This is a genomic window from Marinobacter aromaticivorans, assembly GCF_002806975.1.
Classification (GTDB): domain Bacteria; phylum Pseudomonadota; class Gammaproteobacteria; order Pseudomonadales; family Oleiphilaceae; genus Marinobacter; species Marinobacter aromaticivorans.
Genome location: NZ_NIHD01000003.1, coordinates 449,153 through 469,863, shown reverse-complemented (window position 1 = coordinate 469,863; position 20,711 = coordinate 449,153). Strand labels below are relative to the sequence as shown.

Here is a 20,711-nt window from a genome sequence, read left to right as displayed (position 1 = left end):
GCTGTTAAGGATTCAGACTGGTTTTGAGCGCTTTTGAGATACCGGTCACAGGAATTGCCCGCGCTTTTCATTTTTTTGACTATATTTTAGCCGGTACGGACTAATCGACAGTATGGTTGTCAGATAACACATTCACGGAAAAGGACAGACGAATGCCCCGAAAGGCGCTCGTAGTCAGTTTGGTTGCAGCTTCTTTCGTGCTCGGCACCGGGTACCTGTTGTCGGAGGACAACCGCTTCGGTTTTAGCTGGGATATGCAAACCCAGGGGGATGAAGGCCGCGGGAAACCCCGCAGTGCTCAGCCCGCGCCGGGAACCGTTTCGGCAACCGCCAGCCGCCAGCAAAAACCACCTTCAGACAGCCCTGTCGGGTTTATGCTGGCAAAGGTAGCCGAAGAGTATGCCCGGTCGGTTCGTTATCCGCCCTGGTCGATACCATTAACGGAAGCACAGGCCAGGGCGTACCGGGGTAATCACTACGAGCCTGTGGCGCTGCCGCTGGAACACGGCGGTCAGTTTATTGTCACCCTCGACAAGTTCCGCTTTACCCGGGGTGAAGACATCCTGGTTGTCGCCTCCTTACAGGGGCCACAGGTGGTCGGTGATTCGCTTCAGGCAACACTGGAGCGCCCCGAATCCAGAGACCCGGTCACAAGCACCACGCTGGAACGGGACGGCCAGACAGGCTACTACGAGGGCAGCCTGAGCTCCGATGAAGAGCCCGGGGAATACCGGCTGATCGTCGAGGCAGCCATTGACGGAAAACCTGTGCGACACGCATCCAGCCTTACCATCGAACCCTATCTCGGGGATTTTGAAGGCCTCGAAGACACCTATATCAGCAACAATAACCTTATTATTCCAGTCATTTTTTCACCCCAGACCTCAGGTTTTTATGGGTTGTCTGCCCAGCTCTATAACGGCCAGCAACCCGTCGCCCAGCTTCAGGCCGAGAAGCGCCTTGACCGCACCTCTGACACGATTTCTCTGAAGGTTCACGGAACCCTGCTTGCAGGCAAATCGCTCAACGGGAAGTTCCAGCTGCGCAATATACAGATTCGACAGCTTCCGGCCAGGCCCGGCGACCGGACACATTACGCTTTTGGGCCGGATGACGGCTACGACTTTGAACCGCCCGATCTTGATGACCTCACGGACACACCGGCGGTAAATCCCGAATCGGAACAGCGTGCAGCCCTTCTGCAGCAGTTGGCTGACAAGTTCTGAGGTACTCCAACAATAATCAGACAAATACGGAGCAATCATGAAAACAATAAAGACGAACAAAACCTGGAAAATCGCGCTTGCAGCAGCATTTACCAGCAGCATGCTGGCCGCACCTGCCCAGGCCCAGTTGGCCGGACACAACGTAATACTGGTACACGGGTTTCAGATGGAAGATCTGGCCACGCCCCCCGCCGATCTGCAGGCGATCAAGGATGCGGGCGAGGATTACTGGCGTACATTCTGGTTATCCCGTTCCGAAGCCCGTATTGACTGGCCCAGTGATGGCCGGGTAGAAGGCAGCATTGCCCAGCGCGCCTATGAACAGATCCGGGAAATCAGTCAGCAGGGTTTGTGTAACGACTTTTGCATAGTTGTCTCACACTCCACCGGTGACCTCGTTACCCGCTATCTGCTTGAGAATCAGGCACGCTGGCTGCAGAACGAAGGTTTGCCACCGCTGAAAATTCTCGCATCCATTGACTATTCCGGTGCAGGTGGCGGCACCGAACTTGCCAACCTGGCCATGAGCCTTGCATACAACCCAACCTGGTATAACTGGGCTCTGCGTGCCGCTGTGCAGGCGTTTACAGGCATTGAACCAGAACCCGGCAAAATGGGAGTTGTAAATGACCTGCAAACCAACACTGCCAGAAATCTTGCCTTGAGCCCGAACTCTGTGCCGCGCCTGCGTTTTGTTGCCGGAGGATCCTCCTACGGTGGCATCACCAAGCCGTTTATTTCCGGAACCGATGACGGCGTTGTTCCCACTCATTCCGCCTGTGGCGCAACCAGCGCACAGGGCATAGATTCCTGCTCCGGTAACCTGAGCCTGGCTGGCAAGGTAACCAGCCAGAACGGCCCCGCCGGCCTTTACTACAACCATTACCCGGTGCTGATGAATGAAGGCGTTTCCCACAGTGGCGTGCTGGGTTCAGAAACCGGCAATATTTCTGTTCCGGTGATCAATAATACAACCCTGAACGGCCTGCAGGTCGATTTCGCCAGCAGAAGCTACAACAAACGCCCCTGGTGGAAGCTCTGGGGTTCGGGAGATCAGTATATAGAGGTGCCCGGTTCCGATCAGACAGACATGTCTTCGCTGGTGTATTCCACACTCAACAACTGACGCATTCTGGTTTCTGCGAAAGAATGCTTTTTGCACAACCTGCATTCCCAACACCGGCTCAGGGAAGAGCCACCTTTCTTTTTTAGTTCGCTAACTATACATTGGCAGGTTACTACCGTTCTCTTTCCACTGGTAAAGCCCTACGCCAATGTCTGACGCCCAAAAATCCGATCTTCTGCTGGTTATCGTCACACTGCTCGCAGCCATTAGCTGGATATTTTCGAAAGAAGCCGTGCTTCTTATGCCGCCGTTGTTATTTATGGCTGTACGGTTTTTGATTGCGGGGGGCTTTCTGGCGGTAGTCGCCTGGCGCCCTCTCATGCGCTTGAATGCAGATCAGTTCATACGCGGCGTTGGCGTTGGCCTGGTGTTTGGTATCGCCATGAGCTTTTGGGTTATGGGCCTGGTTCATATCACCAGCATGGGCGAAGGTGCATTTTTAACCAGCCTGGGCGTGGTGATTGTTCCGATTGTTGCGCGGCTTATTTTCAGAGAGGCGCAACCTGTGAGCACCTGGTTTGCCATACCTGTGGCCATTGCCGGGCTGGCCCTGCTATCCCTTCGAAATGGATTCCAACCGGAACCTGGCCAGATGTTTTTCGTGGTGGCCGCCACAATTTTCGCGTTGTACTTCACCCTGAACACCCGGGCTGCTAACCAACGCACGGTAACAAGCCGCGCAGGGGCAACCATCGAAAAACAACGAATCCCCGCCCTGCCCCTCACAGCCCTGGCACTACTGACTGTCGGACTCGTGACCCTGGTTGAATCCCTGGTTACGGAACCCTGGCGGCCAACTTTCGCAAACCCTCCGCCACTGTTGATATGGTGGGTTCTGGCCAGCGCTGTTATAGGAACTGCGGGGCGCTTCTTTGTACAAACCTATGCCCAAAGCCTCTCCACCCACAGCCATGGCGCCGTTATCCTGGTGCTGGAGCCGGTTTGGGTATCTCTGTTTGCAGCCGGGTGGTTCGGGGAAACCATGACACCCACTCAAATGGCTGGCTGTGGTCTGATTTTTGCGGCGTTGATTGTTAACCGTTGGAGTGCTCTGAGCAGCACCCTCCGGACCCGACTCAGGACAACAAAAACGCGGAAAACAGGTTGACCCTAAACGCTGGAATCAGTATATTCCTTTCCCGTTGCAGATCGCAGGACCATAGCTCAGTTGGTTAGAGCGCTACCTTGACATGGTAGAGGTCCCCAGTTCGAATCTGGGTGGTCCTACCAATATCTGCGAGAAAAAGTCAGTTGCTTACGGAGATCGTGAGAACTGGCTTTTTTTGTGCCCCGGTTTTCCAAAAGAACGGTTTCCCAACCACGCCCTTGCCAGCCAGCAAATGCATTCATCTTAATTTTTATCAAGACAGCAAAAATTGCACTACCATGAAGTGAGATCGGGAAGGTTTACCGGAACTTTCCAGTTTTGCTGTGTAAACGCGGCCTGATATATGGAATGATTAGACTGCAAAACTGCTGTAGTTATTTTCATAGATGAGAGAGGAATAACAATGCATAGATCAGGAATTTTTGCCGCCCTGGCATTGAGCGCTGCCGTCGCGACCCCAGTTGTGGCCCAACTGGATGTGGAAGAACAGATTGAAACCCGCCAGAGTGCATTTACGTTTGCCTCATGGAACATGGGCAAAATCAAGGCTCAAGCCGTTGATGGCACGGTCGCCTATAATGAGCAGCAGATGCTGGCAGCTGCCAATGCGATTGCATCTGTCGCCAATTCCGGCCTTGGCTCTTTGTTTGGCCCGGGTACTGCCATGGACAAGAACGACAATACCAGGCTCAAGCCGGAATTTTTTGATAAGCCAGATAAAGCCCGCGAGGTGGCCATCGGTTTCGCTCAGGCCGCCAACAAGCTCCAGGAAATTGCCGCCAACGGTGGCAGCAAGGCCGATCTGGCTGCCCAGTTCAGTGAGGTGGGCAAGTCCTGCAAGGCCTGCCACGATGAGTTCCGTGCCGAGTAAGCCTTAGAGGTATGAGCAGCCCTGCACCTCTGCCGTTTACCAGCCCAGATCAGGCGGTGGAGGCGGAGGTGGAGGCAGTAGCCCGCCGCTCGCCACCCAGACTGCAAAGCTGGCGATCGCCAGGGATACAATCAGAGCTATAGCCCCACCACCCTGACGTTCCTTGTGCTGCTTATCATCAACAATCTTGCGCCCGCTTATCATCGGGCTGATCAGATTGTCTTTTTTAACCAATGTGTAGAAAAACACAGTGGCAACGTGCAGCCCGATCAAGCCATAGATAAACCATTCCGTCAGTTTGTGCCAGGAGGTAATCGTATCGTTCCAGCCCGAAGATACCGCACGGTAGAGGGGCCCATTAAAGGCAATGGCATCGGTCGCAAACAAGCCGGAGACGGCCTGGAAACCAAGCAGGCCGAGCATGGCCAGAACCGACAGGCCTCCGAGCGGGTTATGGCCCAAACCCTGCCATTCACCTTTCAGATACGCTGAAATGGCGACCGGCCCGGGAATGAAATGCCAGAAGCGCGCATAGGTGGAGCCAACAAGCCCCCACATCAACCGAAAGCTGATCAGGCCTACAATGGCAAGACCAAAGCGCTCATGCCATAACATCCAGGTTCCGCCAAGGTTCACTGTTACGAGTGAGCCTGTAACGGCAAGCACCAGCAACCAGTGAAACAGCCGTGTGGGCAGATCCCACAGGGGTATCGATTTCATTCCGCTTCCTTCTAAATCTCCTGAGTACCAAGGGAGGTTACCCGAAAGATACCAATTTTGCTTTATACTGCGCACCGAAGTTCATGCACCATGATTAAAGGTCTATTCAATGCGAGTGGTTATCCGTTATTTTTTCCGGACGTTACGTCTTATTCTGACACCCTTTGTTCTGCTTAGCGAAAAAATGGGCGGAGGCAAACCGGTGGAGCGCAGCGCTGAAGAGCAACAAAAAGTGGATGCAGCCTGCGAGAGCCTGGCACTGTATCAGTTCAAAACCTGCCCTTTCTGCGTCAAGGTACGAAAGCAGATAGCGCGGCTGAACCTCAATATTGAAAAGCGGGATGCCCAGCACAACCCGACCCACAGGGCCGAGCTGGAACAGGGTGGTGGTAGCATCAAGGTTCCCTGCCTGTTAATAAAGCACCCGGATGGCAGTGAACAGTGGATGTACGAATCAGCTGACATTAATGCTTGGCTGGACGAGCGGTTTGGAGAGACTGCCTGATATTCAGGTTATCGATTCAACGAATGCCCCTGTATAGCCAGATCGAGACCGACAGCCGTATGTCATCGCATATTTTTCAAAAACAGTAAAAGGGGGTGCAAGCCCCCTTTAGTAAATTATTGAGTCGATTAGTCAGCGCTTATCAGACCAAGTTTACGCAGCGATTTATGCGGCAGATGCCTTCCTCCGACGCAGGCCCAAGAACATCAACCCAAAGCCGAGCAAAGCGAAAGTACTGGGTTCCGGGACGGACACGGGGTCATCGATTTGCGTGGAGGCGGCAGTCCAGATATTTTCCCATAAGTTCTGATTACGAGTATCTCCCCAGCCAACTCCATCGCTCCAGAAGTCAATATCCGTAGCTATAAAAACGTCACTGGAGCGGCCTGCGCCCGCATCAAAAACGCCCATAATGGCACGGCCCTCGTCATCTTCCGCGAGGACGTCAAACCCGGCGGGTATCTCATTGATGGTACTGTGCGCACTTCCAGTGAAACCGTTTACCAAATGGGGTTCGGTAACCCATGTGGAGGAGCCTACCGTTGTGTGGCCAGCGTCATTGGAGTACGTGCCGGCAGAGTTGCCAATCCCCCAGTTTGCGAGAATGGCACTGCTGGGACCGTGCCACGATCCACCATCGTGATCTTGTTGAATGAACAAAAAACCACCACTGACATCGACAAAACTCTGAAAAGCCGAGATTTCCGTTGTATCCACGGATCCTATAAGACCTGTATAAAACGCATCAACGGTAGAAAGGAAGCTGGCATTTGCCTCACTGGTTGAGACTAACGTATGTCCATTATCCGCTAGCCACTGCGTTGCGCCAGAAAGATAACCTGTTGACATGCCGTATAACTCACGGGTGTTATCGAAATGACCGATAACCAGTGCGTTAGCTGGTTGCGTTAGTGCACCAATGATAAAAACAGGAGCGAGTAGATGTCTTTTGAGTATCCGTGCGTTCATGCTGTATCTCCTCATAACCATATAAGACTTAGGTTCTGGGCAGACTTCTCGTTGCTTTAATGTGTGGTTAATACAAAAACAGCGAGTGCGAACAGCCCACTATAGGAAACAGCATAATCCGCGCCATACTCATTATTGCTTTATAAAACTATCGGTTATACAACAAAGAGTCACGATGGTTAATTTTCATTAGCCGTTAATGTAAAAAAAATCGACGTTCGCTAATGGAGTGAGTTTAGGGGTGGTAATGAGACTTCTGTTTAAACCTGGTAAAACTCGCGATACCAGTCAATAAAGTTGGCAATGCCCTCTTCCACACTCGTTGATGGCTTATATCCTACGTCGCTGATCAGATTATCGACATTGGCATAGGTTGCGGGTACATCGCCGGGCTGCATGGGCAAAAGGTTCTTCTGCGCTTTTTTTCCTGTTCTCTGCTCAATAATTTCTATGAAGCGAGACAGTTCCACGGGATTGTTGCTGCCAATATTGTATATGCGGTACGGGGCTTTGCTGGTGCCCGGATCAGGAGCTGCACCACTCCATTCCTCGTTGGGCTGCGCGACCTGATCAAGGGTGCGGACAACACCTTCCACTATATCGTCAATGTAGGTGAAATCCCGCTTGTGGTTGCCATGATTAAAAACATCAATCGGCTCACCGGCGAGAATCTTTTTGGTGAAGATAAACAGCGCCATATCCGGGCGACCCCAGGGACCATACACGGTGAAGAATCGCAGGCCGGTGGTTGGCAGCCCGTAAAGATGGCTGTAGGTGTGTGCCATGAGCTCATTGGCTTTTTTGGACGCTGCATACAGGCTCAGGGGGTGGTCTACGTTGTCGTGCACAGAAAACGGCATGGCTTCGTTGGCGCCATATACCGAACTGCTGGAAGCGTATACCAGGTGTTTTACGTTGTTATGGCGACAGCCTTCCAGGATATTCATGAAGCCAACCAGATTGGCATCCACGTAGGCGTTGGGGTTTTCCAGCGAGTATCGAACGCCAGCCTGGGCAGCAAGGTGCACGACCCGTTCCGGGCGATGTTTGGCGAAGATCTCCGCCATCACAGTACGGTCTGCAATGTCCTGTCGAACTTCTGTGAAATTGGGGTTACCGGTCAGGCGTGCCAGCCGGGCTTCCTTGAGAGTGACATCGTAGTAGTCATTAACGTTATCAACGCCGATAACCTCGTCTCCCCGCTCAAGTAGCCGGTGCGCCAGTTGCGAACCGATGAACCCTGCTGTGCCCGTAACCAGAATTTTCAAATCTTTTGCTTCCCTGTTGTTGTGCTGCAAACAAACATAGCGCAAGCCACTGCCAGTGTGCTCCCGCCCTTTAGAAAGTCACACCTGCACTGATGAACGGGCCATCCAGTTCAATGTCAAAAACGTCGCTGCCATCTTCATAATCAACGGCGATCTGACGATAGCCTGCACGCAGTTGCAACAGTGAGATACTGTACTGGCCATACACGTTGAAGTCGCGAATGGAGTCACCGTCAAAGCTCATGAAATTACCTTCAGCGCCCACCGCAACGCCGGTCAGCGGCAGATCAAAACGGGCGGCGACATAGCCCAGTGGCAACACGGCATCAGCTTTGGTAAGGCTGGACTGTGAGGTGTTCTGTACCAGCAGCTCACCGGAGAAATCACGCACGGTCAGCCCCAGATCCAGATTTACCCAGTTATCCAGAATTTCGTAATACAGGGTCAGATCCAGTTGCTCCAGATCCAGATCCGAGCGCACCGCGGTTCCGGCGCCAAACCCCTGGTAAGAGCTGGTAAGCGTGCCATTGCCACTTTGCTGAACCAGGGTGTAGGCCAGGCGTACGTTGGGCAGCACGGGTACCGGATGCTCTACGTAAATACTGGCATTGGCGTTACCGTCGTCTTTCAGTCGCAATTCGTCGTTGACATCAACTGAACTGCCGTCAGACGCGATCCGGCCGGACAAATCAGAGTCCCAATAGCTTACACTGGCGCCGAGCCCCACCACGTCGGAATGGGCCAGAGGAGCCGCAATTAAAAGAGAACTGCCGATCGCCAATGTCAGTTTACGCATAATGCACCTGTATCATTATTGTCTGTCTGGATTTATCGCTAGTAATCAGTTGAAGTCAATGCCCAGGCGGCGACCAACTTCCTCATAGGTTTCGATAACGTCGCCCAGCCCCTGCCGGAAGCGATCCTTGTCCATTTTCTTACGGGTTTCCTTATCCCATATTCGGCAGCCGTCCGGGCTGAACTCGTCGCCCAGAACAATTTCACCGTTACTCCGGCCAAACTCAAGCTTGTAATCCACAAGCATCATTCCAGCCTCATCGAACAGGTTCTTCAATACATCGTTTACTTTATATGTGAGCTCTTTCATCCGGGCGAGTTCGGCCTCGCTTGCCCAGTTGAAGCTTACGGCCAGGGATTCATTCACCATCGGGTCGTGCAAGGCATCGTTTTTCAGAAACAATTCATAGGTTGGAGGGGTCAGTTCAAGCCCTTCCTCAACGCCAAGCCGACGACACAGGCTGCCTGCAGACAAGTTTCGCACCACACACTCCACGGGGATCATGTCGAGCTTTTTAACCAGTGTCTCAGTTGCGGACAGCAGGCCTTCATAATGGGTGGGCACGCCTGCGGCTTCCAGCTTTTCCATAATAAAGGCGTTAAAGCGATTGTTCACCATACCCTTGCGGCTGAGCTGCTCTTTCTTTTCGCCATCAAACGCCGAGGTGTCGTCCCGGAAAACGAGCACAAAGCGTTCCGGGTCGTCCGTTCGATATACCGACTTCGCTTTGCCTGCGTAGAGTTCTTCGCGTTTTTCCATCATCAATCTCCGAAACGGAAGCCTGCACCGCAGGCTTCCTTCTTGATCAGTATAGGCCTGGTCAGTACAGGTAATCGAACAACTGTGTCAGCAAATCATCGACCTGGCGGTCACCGCTGTAATCATCGGCTTCCCGGGCTGTAACCTGTACCTGACCATCATCGCCTTCCACCAGGGTAACCGTATGGGTATGGCGAGGCTTTTCTTTATCACTGAACCAGCTGAACCAGCCGGGATCCCGCTCGTCTTCCGTGCGAAAATCAACAAAGAACCAGCCTTCACTGCGGTTGAGGTCCACCACTGCAATATCAGATTCAACAAGTGCGCGATTGACTTCCGCCCAGGCGCGACCATAGTCCAGGTCCATGCGGATGGATTGTGCCTTGTCGTTTTCAGATACCAGCCTGACCAAAGGTTTTGAAACCATGCCCGATGCAGCGCGGGAGAAGGACTTGCTTTCTTCGCGAGCCTGCATGAAGTCACCAAGATCCTTTAACAGGCGTTTTTGCAACGCGAGTTGCTCTGCCGGGGGATCGGACACCCGGCGCCAGGGAATCAGTTCACCGGGCCAAACCGAGCCCTCTTCCACCAGTGTCTCTGAGGTAAGCTTTCGCACCTGGATTTCGGTGGTTTTGCGACGCACACCGGGGGCAATGCGAACCTGCAAGACGGCTTTGGGCTCGGCTGTGCCTGCCTCAGTGGGCGCATTGGGCAGCTCCAGCAGCTCCCGGGCGCGCATACTGAAATTTGCCAACTCACTTTGCAGCAGCCCCAGTTGCGGGTTGTCATAGGCGACACCCAGGCCCCGCTCATTCATGTAAGCCGTTACTGCGGGCCAGATACGGCCGGGCACATCATTGACCAGGAGCCAGGCACGGCCATCCAGCTCTTCCACCAGGTAATTTTCTTCGAGAATTTCCGAGGTCATATCCGGAGGCCGGGGAATGTCCGACGGGTACATCCTGCTACCGTCCGCAGGCTCTACCTGGCGTATGGGCATTACCTGAGTGAAGCGCGAAGGATCCGCGGTTTCCGGCAGGTCCAGTGGCTTACCTTCTTTTGCATTCACATAACGCTCGGAACGGTCTTCAACCAGGCTGCACCCGGACACGACGACCATCAGTAAAAGCCCTGTTGCAATGCCCAGGTGCCGGAATAAAACTGACTTACGGGTTCCTGAAAGAACCGGCATTGGCCTACTCTCTGTGTGGTACTGTTCTGTGTGGGGCTGATTCAGCATCAAGGTCTGCAAGCTCAGATAACACCCGATGCTTTCAGGGCTTCTTCGAGTTCTGAATGGAACTTCTCGCTGAGCTGTGTCAGCGGCAGCCTTATACCACTCTCAATCATACCCATGCGCTGGAGAGCCCATTTAACCGGGATAGGGTTAGCTTCCAGAAACAGTTTGCGGTTCAGTGGCATCAGCAGTTCATTCAGGCGTTCAGTTTCTTCCCGGTTTCCCGCAAGCGCCGCCGCACAGAGATCAGACATGGCTCTGGGCGCCACATTAGCGGTAACCGATACGTTCCCCTTCCCGCCCGCGAGGATAAGTTCCGCTGCAGTTGCATCATCGCCGGAGTAGACCACAAGGCGTCCGTCCAGATCCCTGATCAGTTCCGCACCCCGGGGAATGTTGCCGGTGGCGTCCTTGATGGCAACGATATTGGGAATATCCGCCAGGCGCAAAACCGTTTCATTCAGCATATCGCATGCCGTACGGCCAGGAACGTTATAGAGCATCTGGCTCATCCCGGGTACTGCTTCTGCAATGGTTTTGAAGTGCTGGTAAAGACCTTCCTGGGTTGGCTTGTTGTAGTAAGGCACCACCAAAAGGCAGGCATCTGCACCGAGTTTGTAAGCTTCGGTTGTCAGATAGATTGCTTCACGGGTGCTGTTACCACCGGTACCGGCGATAACAGGAATCCGCCCGTTAACCCGTTTGATGATGTGACCAATTACCTGGCAGTGCTCTTTCTGATCAAGCGTTGCGGATTCGCCCGTGGTTCCCACAGCAACAATACCGTTGGTCCCGTTCTCCAGATGAAAGTCCACCAGCTTATCCAGATGCTCCCAGTGGATGTCTCCGTTGGGATGCATGGGTGTGACCAGTGCGACAAGGCTACCCGTAATCATAAAAGCTCCATCCGAATAAAACGAATATGGTAATGTTGGGCAAGGGCTGACACAAGGGAATTAAAGCAGATGTCATGCCCTGTGTTGCGCCCGATGATGCGGTGCACCCGGTGAGATCGGTTAATCACGTCTGATCCGGTGCAGTTGGTGCAGCCGGGGAAGCAGGCTCATTCTTCACCGGCCAGGCAGAGACCACGGCTTTCAGCATGGTTGCCAGGGGAATTGCAAAGAAAACCCCCCATAGCCCCCAGATACCCCCAAAGAACAATACTGAAATGATGATTACTACCGGGTGCAGGTTATTTACTTCGGAGAACAGCACGGGCACCAGCACGTTCCCGTCCAGGGCCTGAATGGTTCCGTAGATCACCATCACCCAGATAAAGTGGCTGCCCCAGCCGAAGGCAAAGAGTGCAATAACGGCAACCGGAATGGTCACCACGGCAGCGCCGATGTATGGAATAACAACGCTAAGCCCTACCAGAAGCGACAGCAATGCCGCATAGGGCACACCCAGAAGCTTGAATGCCACATAGGTTGCGCCGCCAACTATAAGAATCTCAAGGGCTTTTCCGCGAACATAATTGGCACACTGCAGGTTCACTTCGTGCCAGATCTGGAGCATCATCGGGCGCTGGGGCGGCAACAGCCTGGAAATCGCACCAAGCAGCACTTCACGATCTTTCAGAAAGAAGAACACCAGAATGGGTACCAGCACCATATAGATCAGCAGCGCGACCAGATCCGGTATACTGGAGAGTGAAAAAGACACCAGCCACTGGGTCATGTGCCCGACTTCCGTGTTCACCTGCTGATAAAGGCTCTCGACTGCCTGAGCGGAGATAAGGTGGGGATACTCATCGGGCAGCAGTTCAAGATAGGACTGGAGCTCGCCGATAATACGGGGCGCTTCCCCGGCAAGGGTGCTGACCTGGGTCCATACCAGAGGCAGCAGACCGAATATAAAGCCCACAAGCACCCCCAGAAACACAAGGAATACGCCCAGTATTGCAAAACCTTCAGGGAGCCCGAGAGAGTTCAGCCGTGTTACAAGGCCTTGCAGAATGAATGCGACGATGAGCGATGCGATCGCGGGTGCCAGCATGGCGCCAAACCAGATTATGAAAGCTGTGCCGACAATCAGAATCAGGAAAAGAATGACAGCTTCTTCATCTGAAAAGTATTTGTGGGCAAGACCGCGTAAAATTCTGAACATCAGGGACTCCGGAGAATTAGCCGCCGCACTCTACCACAAACCGGTAGTAACCATCAGTTTCCGAGCACTCCACCAGGCGGTGGCGGGACAACTCCAGAAAGGCCGGAATATCGCGGGCAGAGCCCGCATCTGTGGCAATCACCTCAAGCAACTCACCGGGAGACATGCCATTGAGCTCCAGTTTTGTTTTCAGCAGGGGCATGGGGCAACGAAGCCCGGACGCATCCAGTGTACGATCAGCCATAACGAAGAGGCACCTTCACAAGACATGAAATTTGCAAGGCGGCATTATGCCCCCAGTGTTACTGTATTGCATCTCAATACCTGTTAATCATTGATTGCGGATATCCACGGGAATCCCGACACCTTTGTTCTGTCATAATAGCGCTATATATCAGGAGCACAGTGTATTACATGAATAACGTTCTAACCGGGCTTTGCTGTTGGCGAAAATTGTCAATTGCTACGCTATGTGCTTTTGCATTGATATCCAGCCCTGCCTCGACAGCCCAGGAGACTCGCCTGCCGGATATTGGTGGCGCCGGGGGCGGTCTTATTTCCGGGCAACAGGAAACCGACATCGGGCAGCAGGTTATGGTCTCAATCCGGCGCTCTGCGCCACGGATCACTGACCCGCTGGTATACGATTACCTCAACGCCATTATCTATCGGCTGGTACCCTCGGCTCCGCTGGAAAACCGGGACCTGACTCTTGCCCTTATTGACAGCCCTGCCCTGAACGCCTTTGCCGTGCCAGGGGGAATCGTGGGTGTGAACGGAGGCCTGTTCCTTAACGCAGCCACAGAGCAGCAGTTTGCTTCCGTGCTGGCTCACGAACTGGCTCACCTCAGCCAGCGACACTTTGCGCGCCGCCTGGAGCAACAGGAAACCAGCGCACCACTGACCATTGCCGGGATGATCGCCGGTATTGTGCTCTCCGCTGTAACCCAGTCGGATATTGGCATTGCCGCTATAGCGGGTACTCAGGCGCTGGCAATACAGAATATGCTTGCCTACTCACGCTCCCACGAACAGGAAGCAGACCGGGTGGGGCTGGACATCCTGGCAACCGCTGGCTTTGACCCTCGCGGCATGCCCGAAATGTTCGAGATTATGATGCGGCAGAACCGGTTGCAGGGAAACAACATGCCGGAATACCTCTCAACCCACCCCCTGACCCAGAACAGGGTGGCAGACACCCGTAACCGCGCGGAACAGTATCCAGACAATGCAATTCGTGACGGCCAGGAATATCACCTGATGCGCAACCGGCTGCAAGTGCATTATTCGGCTTCACCCGAGGTTGCGGTGGACACCTTTGAAAACTATCTGGAAAAGCCCGACGCTCAGAACAGCGAGGCAATCCGTTACGGACTCGCCGTCGCTTATCTGAGCAACAACCAGTTTGAGCAGGCAGCCGACATCATCAACGATTTGCTGGCTAACAATCCGGGCCGGATAACCTTGCAGGTCACCAAGGCGGAGATACTCATACAGCAAAAAAAGCTGGATGAAGCGCGGTCCCTGCTGAAGACTGCCCTGGACAGGAACCCTGGCAACTATCCCATTTCGTCAACCCTTGCGGATGTCGAGATTGCCGCCGGCAACGGCACGCAAGCTGCCGAACATCTGAAACAACTGACACGCAGAATCCCCGCGCAGGAATATCTCTGGTTGCGGCTTGCAGAGGCAGAGGGTATGGCGCGAAACATTGTGGGTGTTCACAGGGCACGGGCAGAGTACGATGCACTTATGGGGGATCTGGAGTCCGCCCAGAGGCAGCTCAGGCAGGCGCAGGAGAAGCTCCCTGCCGGGTCAGCCCAAAGACAGGTGGTGAGCGAGCGGCTGGCAGAAATCACCAGCCGCCTGCAGGAGCGCAGGAATAACTAGTGCCCCGTCTGGCTACTAGGCGTTACCCGCTGCTTTCAGGTTCATCCCTGCGGTGAAATCCAGCATACGCCGCAACGGCCTGAGCGCTTTCTCCCGGGTTTCCGGGTCTACCAGCACTTCCTGATCGCCGTTCTCGATCACCCGGAGCAGGTTTTCGAGCCCGTTCATCGCCATCCACGGGCATTGGGCACAACTGCGGCAGGTGGCACCATTGCCGGCCGTGGGCGCTTCAATAAGCGTCTTGTTAGGCGCAAGCTGTTGCATTTTATAGAAAATGCCGTTATCCGTGGCCACAATGAATTCCTGATTCGGCAGAGTCTGGACTGCGTGAATCAGCTGTGATGTGGAACCAACAACATCTGCCATTTCTACCACGGCATCCGGTGATTCCGGGTGGACCAGAATAGCCGCATCCGGATACAGGGCCTTGAGATCCTCGAGACCACGGTACTTGAACTCCTCATGCACAATGCATGAACCGTCCCACAACAGCATGTCGGCGCCGGTGGTTTTCTGTACATAGTGGCCAAGGTGCTTGTCTGGCGCCCAGAGGATTTTCTGTCCGCGGGCATCAAGGTCTTCCACAATCGCCTGGGCACAACTGGACGTTACAACCCAGTCTGCACGAGCTTTGACCGCAGCGGAGGTGTTGGCATAAACCACCACAGTACGATCGCTGTGCTGATCGCAGAAAGCTTCAAATTCATCCGCAGGACACCCGACATCCAGCGAGCAGGTTGCCTCCAGGGTGGGCATCAGAACCCGTTTTTCCGGATTCAGGATTTTCGCGGTCTCGCCCATGAACCGAACACCCGCCACAACCACGGTCGAGGCCGGATGCTGGTTTCCGAAGCGGGCCATTTCAAGCGAATCTGCCACGCAGCCACCGCTTTCTTCCGCGATGCGCTGGATGTCAGGATCCGTGTAATAGTGCGCCACAAGTACGGCGTCTTTTTCCTTGAGGACAGCCTTGATACGGGCCTCAAGCCGCGCCTTCTCGTCTGCGCTGAGCGGCTTGGGCTCCGCAGCGTGGGCCAGGTGCTCCTGAACAAGGATTCGGTCTTCAATTTTAGTCATGTACAGCTACTCTCAGTTACTTCCTGCACCCGAGTATATCATTTCAGACACAGGTAGCACTGTACGGACTATACCTTGTCCCGCAAAATTTCTTTCCGGGGCTGCGGAATGACCACTTTATCAACCAGCAGACCTTTGGCCTTGATGTAGTCTGTGCCTGCGTCAACGGCTGCGGTTACGGCGGCGACGTCTCCGGTCAGGGTTGCATAGCCTTTACCGCCGATTGCCATGGCAAGGTGAACATCAATCAGTTCTACATTGGCGGCTTTTACTGCCGCATCGGCGGCCTCAATAATGGTTGCAACAGAGAAGGTTTCGATAATACCGAGTGCCGCAGTCTGTTCAATAACCCGTGTCCCGCTGATGGCTGAGAATACAGAAGGATGCACATTGGGAATGATGAGCTCGTCGACAATGGTTTCACTCCCCAGTTCCATGCCAGCGGACATGGCTGCGTCCACGGCTGCTACATCGCCAGCCACCATTACCATGAACTTGCCCGGGCAGATTGTGCGGTTGAACAGGATTTCAACATTAGCCGCTTTCAGCATGGCATCGCCGACCGCGTAGCCTTTGGCGATTGAATTCAGTTCAATCATTCCGATCGCACTTTTATTACTCATAGTCATTACCTGTAAAAAGCCCGTCAGTTAGCGGCGTCAATAGCAATAAAACCGTCCAGCAATGTCACTCTACCACCGATGCTGGCGTGTAGAGGCACACCCATGCCCTCACCTTGCGGTGCAGCAATCACGGCACCCTCATCCACCAGGTCCCCGGTTTTTACTACGGGCACTGGTTGCTGGCCCATGCGCTGATGCAGCGGGATGGTTACACGGGATGGAGACACAGCCACATCCTTCCAGCGCGCTGTTTTGCTGTCGTATTTCGCCAGCCCCAGTTTGCGGGTCAGGCGCTGCGATGGCACACCCCGGTAATCCCGCATGCTGTGCACTTCACGCGTCTGGTTCTGCAGCTGCTGAGGTGTCAGCCACAAGTCATTGGCCTTGAGGTCACGCTTGGTCGAAACACAGATATCCCTGGGATTCAGCTGCTCCGGGCAGGCCCACAAGGTGCAGATGTTGCACTCGCAGCAAGCCTGGGCATGCACCGAGAGGGTTTCACTGACTTCACCGGTGGTCAGCAACGAACGCATGACCAGGTGGGGCTGTATGGGATAGCCAAGCAGGTACCGGGGACACATTTCAGTGCACAGCGTACACTGGTCACAGCCGGATTTGCCGATGCGTTTGTACTGCTGTTCTGTTTCCGATCGGCGTTTCACGAGATTGGTGTCGCGTGGTAGTACCAGCAAGCCGCTACTCACCGCTGAGATCGGTGTTTCCAGATCTTCAACGACCTCACCCATCATGGCGCCGCCATCAATGACCACAGGGTCATCGCAGGTTATGGCGCCTGCAAGGCTGATAACATCGGCAAAGCGCATTCCTACGGGCAACCAGGCGGTGAACGGGTGCTCCACCTCTCCGTGTACCGTAACCATGGTTCGGGTAACCGGCTGGCCTTCCGCAGCCCGCGCAATGTTCACAAGTGTCTCAACATTCTGAACCAGTACGCCGATATCCTTGGGCAGGCCGCCGGCCGGAATCCGGTTTCCGGTTATTTCGTAAACCAGTTCATATTCATCACCCGCCGGATACATATTGGGCATCAGCTTGAGCTCAATATTGGCGGGCAACATGGGTTTGATGTGTGCGATCGAATCCTTATGCTTCTCCTTGACTGCCAGAACACCCCGGCTTGCACCCGTCTGCTCCATCAGAAGCGCCATACCGCGAAGCAGGTCATCCGAGAACTGCTGGATAACCGTCTGGTCTTTGTACAGCAGCGGCTCGCATTCGGCACCGTTGGCAATGACCACATCAACCTGGGCCTGAATTTTTACGTAGGACGGAAAACCCGCACCACCGGCACCGACAACACCCGCATTTCTGACTTTTTCAACAAGTGAGTTCATGTCAGGACAACCACTCAGATATCGATTGGGTTGCTGGCCACGGCCAGGACTGCCTCCTCAAAGGCTTCACATGCTGCTCTGCAAGCTGCCTGGGTACCCGTCAGAAACCCGCCACCGTAGTTGGTTTCAGAAGGCGGGGAAAAGAAGGTAGCCACTTGAACACTGGCTGCTTTAAGCGCTGCATCCATACCGAACATGGCCTCCAGTGGCGGCGCAATCAGATAGGCCATTGAATCGCCCCGTTTTAACCCGCCTTCTTTGGAAAGATAGCCGCCTGTGGCGGATACCAGGTGGGCAAAGTATGCGATGCTGCCTTCTTCATTGGCGGAGTAAAAACAGGCTTCGTTCTCGATAACTTCCTGCGTGCGCCTGAGACCCGCGATAACATCGGCCGGCCCCGGCCCTGCGATGATGCCAATCACCTCACCGGATAACAGGCCTGAGGAATGGGCCGCGCCGGCGTAAAACGACCGGGCGTAGACCACATCCACCTGGGCTGCCTTGGTGGCCTCGTCCAGGGCTACGTAGGTAACATCGTCGCTGTCGCAGGTGATCATACCGATACAACGCTGCTCTTTTTTGAGGTTGAACTGTTTCATCATCCCGTCATCAACCGAGGCGATGACGCGAGTTGCCAGTACAGATGCTCTGATTTCATCCCGAACTGCCATGATGTTGCTCCTTTAAAAGGTTAGTCCGGAAAAACCACTATGAATTCCCGGATCAAGAATTCCGGAGGCCGGGCCTCACCGTTTAAGCGCTAAACCACTGGCCTTCTGCTCAAGCATTTTGCGCGTCAGATCAACGATCACTGCTGCCGCCTCTATTGGCGGTGTTCCGCCTCTGTGGATATTGGAAATAACCATGCGATCCGATTCCACTGTGGACTCGGTGGGCTTGTATACACAATAGCAGCTCAGGCTTTCGGACTGCCCAAGACCAGGTCTTTCTCCAATCAACAGAAGATTAGCTTCGGCCTGCAGCAAGCTGCCTATTTCGTCCTGGGCTTTCACCCGACCATAGCGCAAAAAGAAAGGCGTACCAACGCTAAAGCCCGCGCTCTCCAGCCCCTTCATAAGCGGCGGGATGATTTCCTCAAGGTTATTGGTGACAGCGTCTGTACTTAGCCCGTCAGAAATAACCACCTGCACCTGGGGCGATTTCTTGCAGCGCTCGCCAATGATTTTCTTCGCTTCATCGGAAAGCTTGCGGCCAAGGTCGGGGCGCCGGAGATATTCGCTCTTGTCTGTGACACGAGTCTGCACTTCCCAGAGATTCTGCTTTTCAAGCCACTCTGGTGTGACTTCCTTGACCACTGTGTCCTTGGAACGGGAGTGGTCCGCGAGAAAGCGCAGCAGCGACCGCGTGCGCGGCCTTGGGCCTGCGCGTCCCTGACACACCCGGGCCGCTGTCTGTTTGACCATTTCGCTGTTTACGGATTCGTTATGGGCATTTTCGATGCCATTCCAGTGCACGAATTTATCCAGGCTAAGATCCTCAAGCCCGGCTCCCTGGTCTTTCGATGCAGACTGCCTGCCGGCACTTTCTGTGGGCTTGTAGGCGGGTGGATTGTTTTGCGAAGACCCGCTGTTCTGGGGCTGTACACGTGTCACTTGCCCTGTCGGAACATTCTGTTCACCCAGCTCCCGCAACACTGAATTGACGATACTCTGAATTGTTTGCTCATCCATGGTTATCACCTCAATCAAAGAAGATGGATGGGTCGCCCGCACGGGCGGTGAGCTTGCCGTTTTCCATCAGCCCCATGGTTTCCATCCAGGCCTCGAACTCGGGAGCGGGACGGTAGCCCAGAAGCTGGCGGGCGGTAGCGACGTCGTGATAGCTGGTAGTCTGGTAATTCAGCATGATGTCATCACCCAGGGGTAAGGACATGGTGAAGTTACAGCCTGCGGCCGCCAACAAAGCAATCAGGTTTTCATTGGAGTTCTGGTCGGTTTCCGCATGGTTGGTGTAACAGGCGTCACAGCCCATGGAGATGCCGGTCAGCTTGCCCATGAAATGGTCCTCCAGCGCTGCCCGGGTTATTTGCTGATGATTAAACAGATATTCCGGCCCGATAAAGCCAACGACCGTGTTTACCATGTGCGGCTTGTAGCGTCGCGCCAGGCCATAGTTGCGGGCTTCAATGGTCAGCTGGTCCGCGCCATGGTGAGCGTTGGCGGATAACGCCGTGCCCTGACCGGTTTCAAAATACATCATATTGGAACCGGCCAGCTTGCAGTAATGCTTGCCCATTTCATAGGCTTCGTCCAGCAGTTCCACGGTGACACCGAACTCGTTGAGACCCTTTTCTGTTCCAGACAGGCTCTGGAACAGCAAGCCTCCGGGGGCGCCCTTCTCAAGGGCCGCCATCTGGTTGGATATATGGGCAAGCACACAACCCTGTGTTGGAATGTTCCATTTGTCGGTGGTTTCCTTGATCGCATTGAGAATGCGCAGCGTGTTCTCTACCGACTCGGTAACCGGGTTGACGCCAATGACCGCATCACCACAGCCATAGGTCAGCCCCTCGTATACCTGCACCATTATGCTGTCAATATCATCCCGGGTATCGTTTGGCTGCAAACGGGCGGAGAAGGTTCCGGGGGTGCCAATGGTGCAGTTTGCTTTGGAAATCACGTAGAGCTTCTTGGCGCCTACCATAAGATCGCCGTTCGAACATATCTTGCACACGGCAGCGACCATTTCGGCTGTCAAACCCTTGCGCAGCCGTTCATAGTCTTCCCGGGTGGGCACATCAGACAATATGTACTCCCTTAGTTCACTGACAGTCCAGTGTTTGATATCGTCGTAGGACGCTCTGTTGATCCCATCCTGAATAACCCGGGTTACGGCATCCTCCTCGTAGGGAACAATCGGATTTTCCCGCAAGGTTTCGAGGCGCATTTCGCTCAATACCTGTTTTGCGGCCACACGCTCCTGGGCGCTTTCTGCAGCAACGCCGGCCAGCACATCACCGGAGCGAAGCTCGTTGGCTTTTGCAAGCACATCTTTTACGTCTCGGAACTGGTATACCTGTCCGAACAATGTTGTTTTCAAGTTCATGGA

Annotated in this window: 21 protein-coding genes and 1 tRNA gene; 7 read left to right on the top strand and 15 right to left on the bottom strand. The window is 54.2% G+C overall.

The annotated features are described in order from the left end of the window. Positions 1-152 precede the first annotated feature (152 nt). The 5 genes from CDH48_RS07325 (at position 153) to CDH48_RS07305 (ending at position 4,331) form a co-directional block, all read left to right on the top strand. Positions 153-1,226 carry a hypothetical protein gene (locus CDH48_RS07325; RefSeq protein ID WP_100688049.1) on the top strand — a complete coding sequence of 358 codons (1,074 nt, stop codon included), beginning with the start codon at positions 153-155 and terminating at the stop codon, positions 1,224-1,226. 37 nt (positions 1,227-1,263) lie between these two features. Beyond that, positions 1,264-2,352 carry a hypothetical protein gene (locus CDH48_RS07320; RefSeq protein WP_100688048.1) on the top strand — a complete coding sequence of 363 codons (1,089 nt, stop codon included), beginning with the start codon at positions 1,264-1,266 and terminating at the stop codon, positions 2,350-2,352. Between the two features lie 148 nt (positions 2,353-2,500). Then, positions 2,501-3,460, top strand: coding sequence for a DMT family transporter (locus tag CDH48_RS07315; protein ID WP_100688047.1), 960 nt, complete (start codon positions 2,501-2,503; stop codon positions 3,458-3,460). Between the two features lie 45 nt (positions 3,461-3,505). Beyond that, positions 3,506-3,582: transfer RNA gene (locus tag CDH48_RS07310), tRNA-Val, on the top strand. Between the two features lie 281 nt (positions 3,583-3,863). Next, on the top strand, positions 3,864-4,331 hold the full coding sequence (locus CDH48_RS07305) for a c-type cytochrome (RefSeq protein ID WP_100688046.1): 468 nt from the start codon (positions 3,864-3,866) through the stop codon (positions 4,329-4,331). Between the two features lie 36 nt (positions 4,332-4,367). Here the strand turns inward: CDH48_RS07305 and CDH48_RS07300 are convergent, their stop codons facing one another. After that, positions 4,368-5,051: a cytochrome b/b6 domain-containing protein gene (locus CDH48_RS07300; RefSeq protein ID WP_100688045.1), complete on the bottom strand. Its 684-nt coding sequence runs from the start codon at positions 5,049-5,051 to the stop codon at positions 4,368-4,370. Positions 5,052-5,160: 109 nt separating this feature from the next. Here CDH48_RS07300 and CDH48_RS07295 point away from each other — a divergent pair, with 109 nt between their 5' ends. Next, positions 5,161-5,556: a glutaredoxin family protein gene (locus tag CDH48_RS07295; protein WP_100688044.1), complete on the top strand. Its 396-nt coding sequence runs from the start codon at positions 5,161-5,163 to the stop codon at positions 5,554-5,556. A gap of 165 nt (positions 5,557-5,721) precedes the next feature. Here the strand turns inward: CDH48_RS07295 and CDH48_RS07290 are convergent, their stop codons facing one another. The 8 genes from CDH48_RS07290 to CDH48_RS07255 all read right to left on the bottom strand — a co-directional run bounded on the left by CDH48_RS07290 (position 5,722) and on the right by CDH48_RS07255 (position 12,941). After that, positions 5,722-6,525, bottom strand: coding sequence for a PEP-CTERM sorting domain-containing protein (locus CDH48_RS07290; RefSeq protein WP_157807803.1), 804 nt, complete (start codon positions 6,523-6,525; stop codon positions 5,722-5,724). 260 nt (positions 6,526-6,785) lie between these two features. Further along, positions 6,786-7,793, bottom strand: a complete 1,008-nt coding sequence (locus CDH48_RS07285) for an NAD-dependent epimerase (RefSeq protein WP_100688123.1) — start codon at positions 7,791-7,793, stop codon at positions 6,786-6,788. A gap of 70 nt (positions 7,794-7,863) precedes the next feature. Further along, complete coding sequence (locus tag CDH48_RS07280; RefSeq protein WP_100688042.1) at positions 7,864-8,589, bottom strand: TIGR04219 family outer membrane beta-barrel protein; 726 nt, start codon at positions 8,587-8,589, stop codon at positions 7,864-7,866. Between the two features lie 45 nt (positions 8,590-8,634). After that, positions 8,635-9,348 carry a phosphoribosylaminoimidazolesuccinocarboxamide synthase gene (gene purC, locus CDH48_RS07275; RefSeq protein ID WP_100688122.1) on the bottom strand — a complete coding sequence of 238 codons (714 nt, stop codon included), beginning with the start codon at positions 9,346-9,348 and terminating at the stop codon, positions 8,635-8,637. 61 nt (positions 9,349-9,409) lie between these two features. Continuing rightward, the gene (gene bamC / locus CDH48_RS07270) at positions 9,410-10,540 is read right to left on the bottom strand and encodes an outer membrane protein assembly factor BamC (protein ID WP_100688041.1); all 1,131 of its coding nucleotides are present in this window, start codon (positions 10,538-10,540) and stop codon (positions 9,410-9,412) included. Between the two features lie 62 nt (positions 10,541-10,602). Continuing rightward, positions 10,603-11,481 carry a 4-hydroxy-tetrahydrodipicolinate synthase gene (gene dapA / locus CDH48_RS07265; protein ID WP_100688040.1) on the bottom strand — a complete coding sequence of 293 codons (879 nt, stop codon included), beginning with the start codon at positions 11,479-11,481 and terminating at the stop codon, positions 10,603-10,605. A 124-nt stretch (positions 11,482-11,605) separates the two neighbouring features. Next, entirely contained in the window at positions 11,606-12,697 is a 1,092-nt protein-coding gene (locus CDH48_RS07260) for an AI-2E family transporter (RefSeq protein WP_100688039.1), read from the bottom strand. A gap of 16 nt (positions 12,698-12,713) precedes the next feature. Next, positions 12,714-12,941: a sulfurtransferase TusA family protein gene (locus CDH48_RS07255; protein ID WP_100688038.1), complete on the bottom strand. Its 228-nt coding sequence runs from the start codon at positions 12,939-12,941 to the stop codon at positions 12,714-12,716. A gap of 170 nt (positions 12,942-13,111) precedes the next feature. Here CDH48_RS07255 and CDH48_RS07250 point away from each other — a divergent pair, with 170 nt between their 5' ends. Beyond that, a complete protein-coding gene (locus CDH48_RS07250) occupies positions 13,112-14,587 on the top strand; it encodes a M48 family metalloprotease (RefSeq protein ID WP_100688037.1) in 1,476 nt (491 codons plus the stop codon). Between the two features lie 15 nt (positions 14,588-14,602). Here CDH48_RS07250 and nadA read toward each other — a convergent pair whose 3' ends face one another. The 6 genes from nadA to CDH48_RS07220 form a co-directional block, all read right to left on the bottom strand. Further along, entirely contained in the window at positions 14,603-15,664 is a 1,062-nt protein-coding gene (gene nadA, locus CDH48_RS07245) for a quinolinate synthase NadA (protein WP_100688036.1), read from the bottom strand. A gap of 68 nt (positions 15,665-15,732) precedes the next feature. Beyond that, on the bottom strand, positions 15,733-16,287 hold the full coding sequence (locus tag CDH48_RS07240) for a BMC domain-containing protein (RefSeq protein WP_100688035.1): 555 nt from the start codon (positions 16,285-16,287) through the stop codon (positions 15,733-15,735). Positions 16,288-16,310: 23 nt separating this feature from the next. Next, positions 16,311-17,642 (bottom strand): 4Fe-4S dicluster domain-containing protein, encoded by a 1,332-nt coding sequence (locus CDH48_RS07235; protein WP_188437628.1) that lies wholly within the window; start codon positions 17,640-17,642, stop codon positions 16,311-16,313. A 14-nt stretch (positions 17,643-17,656) separates the two neighbouring features. Beyond that, the gene (gene eutL / locus CDH48_RS07230; protein ID WP_100688033.1) at positions 17,657-18,313 is read right to left on the bottom strand and encodes an ethanolamine utilization microcompartment protein EutL; all 657 of its coding nucleotides are present in this window, start codon (positions 18,311-18,313) and stop codon (positions 17,657-17,659) included. 75 nt (positions 18,314-18,388) lie between these two features. Continuing rightward, a complete protein-coding gene (gene eutC / locus CDH48_RS07225) occupies positions 18,389-19,333 on the bottom strand; it encodes an ethanolamine ammonia-lyase subunit EutC (protein ID WP_100688032.1) in 945 nt (314 codons plus the stop codon). 10 nt (positions 19,334-19,343) lie between these two features. Next, positions 19,344-20,708 (bottom strand): ethanolamine ammonia-lyase subunit EutB, encoded by a 1,365-nt coding sequence (locus CDH48_RS07220; RefSeq protein ID WP_100688031.1) that lies wholly within the window; start codon positions 20,706-20,708, stop codon positions 19,344-19,346. Positions 20,709-20,711: the final 3 nt, after the last annotated feature.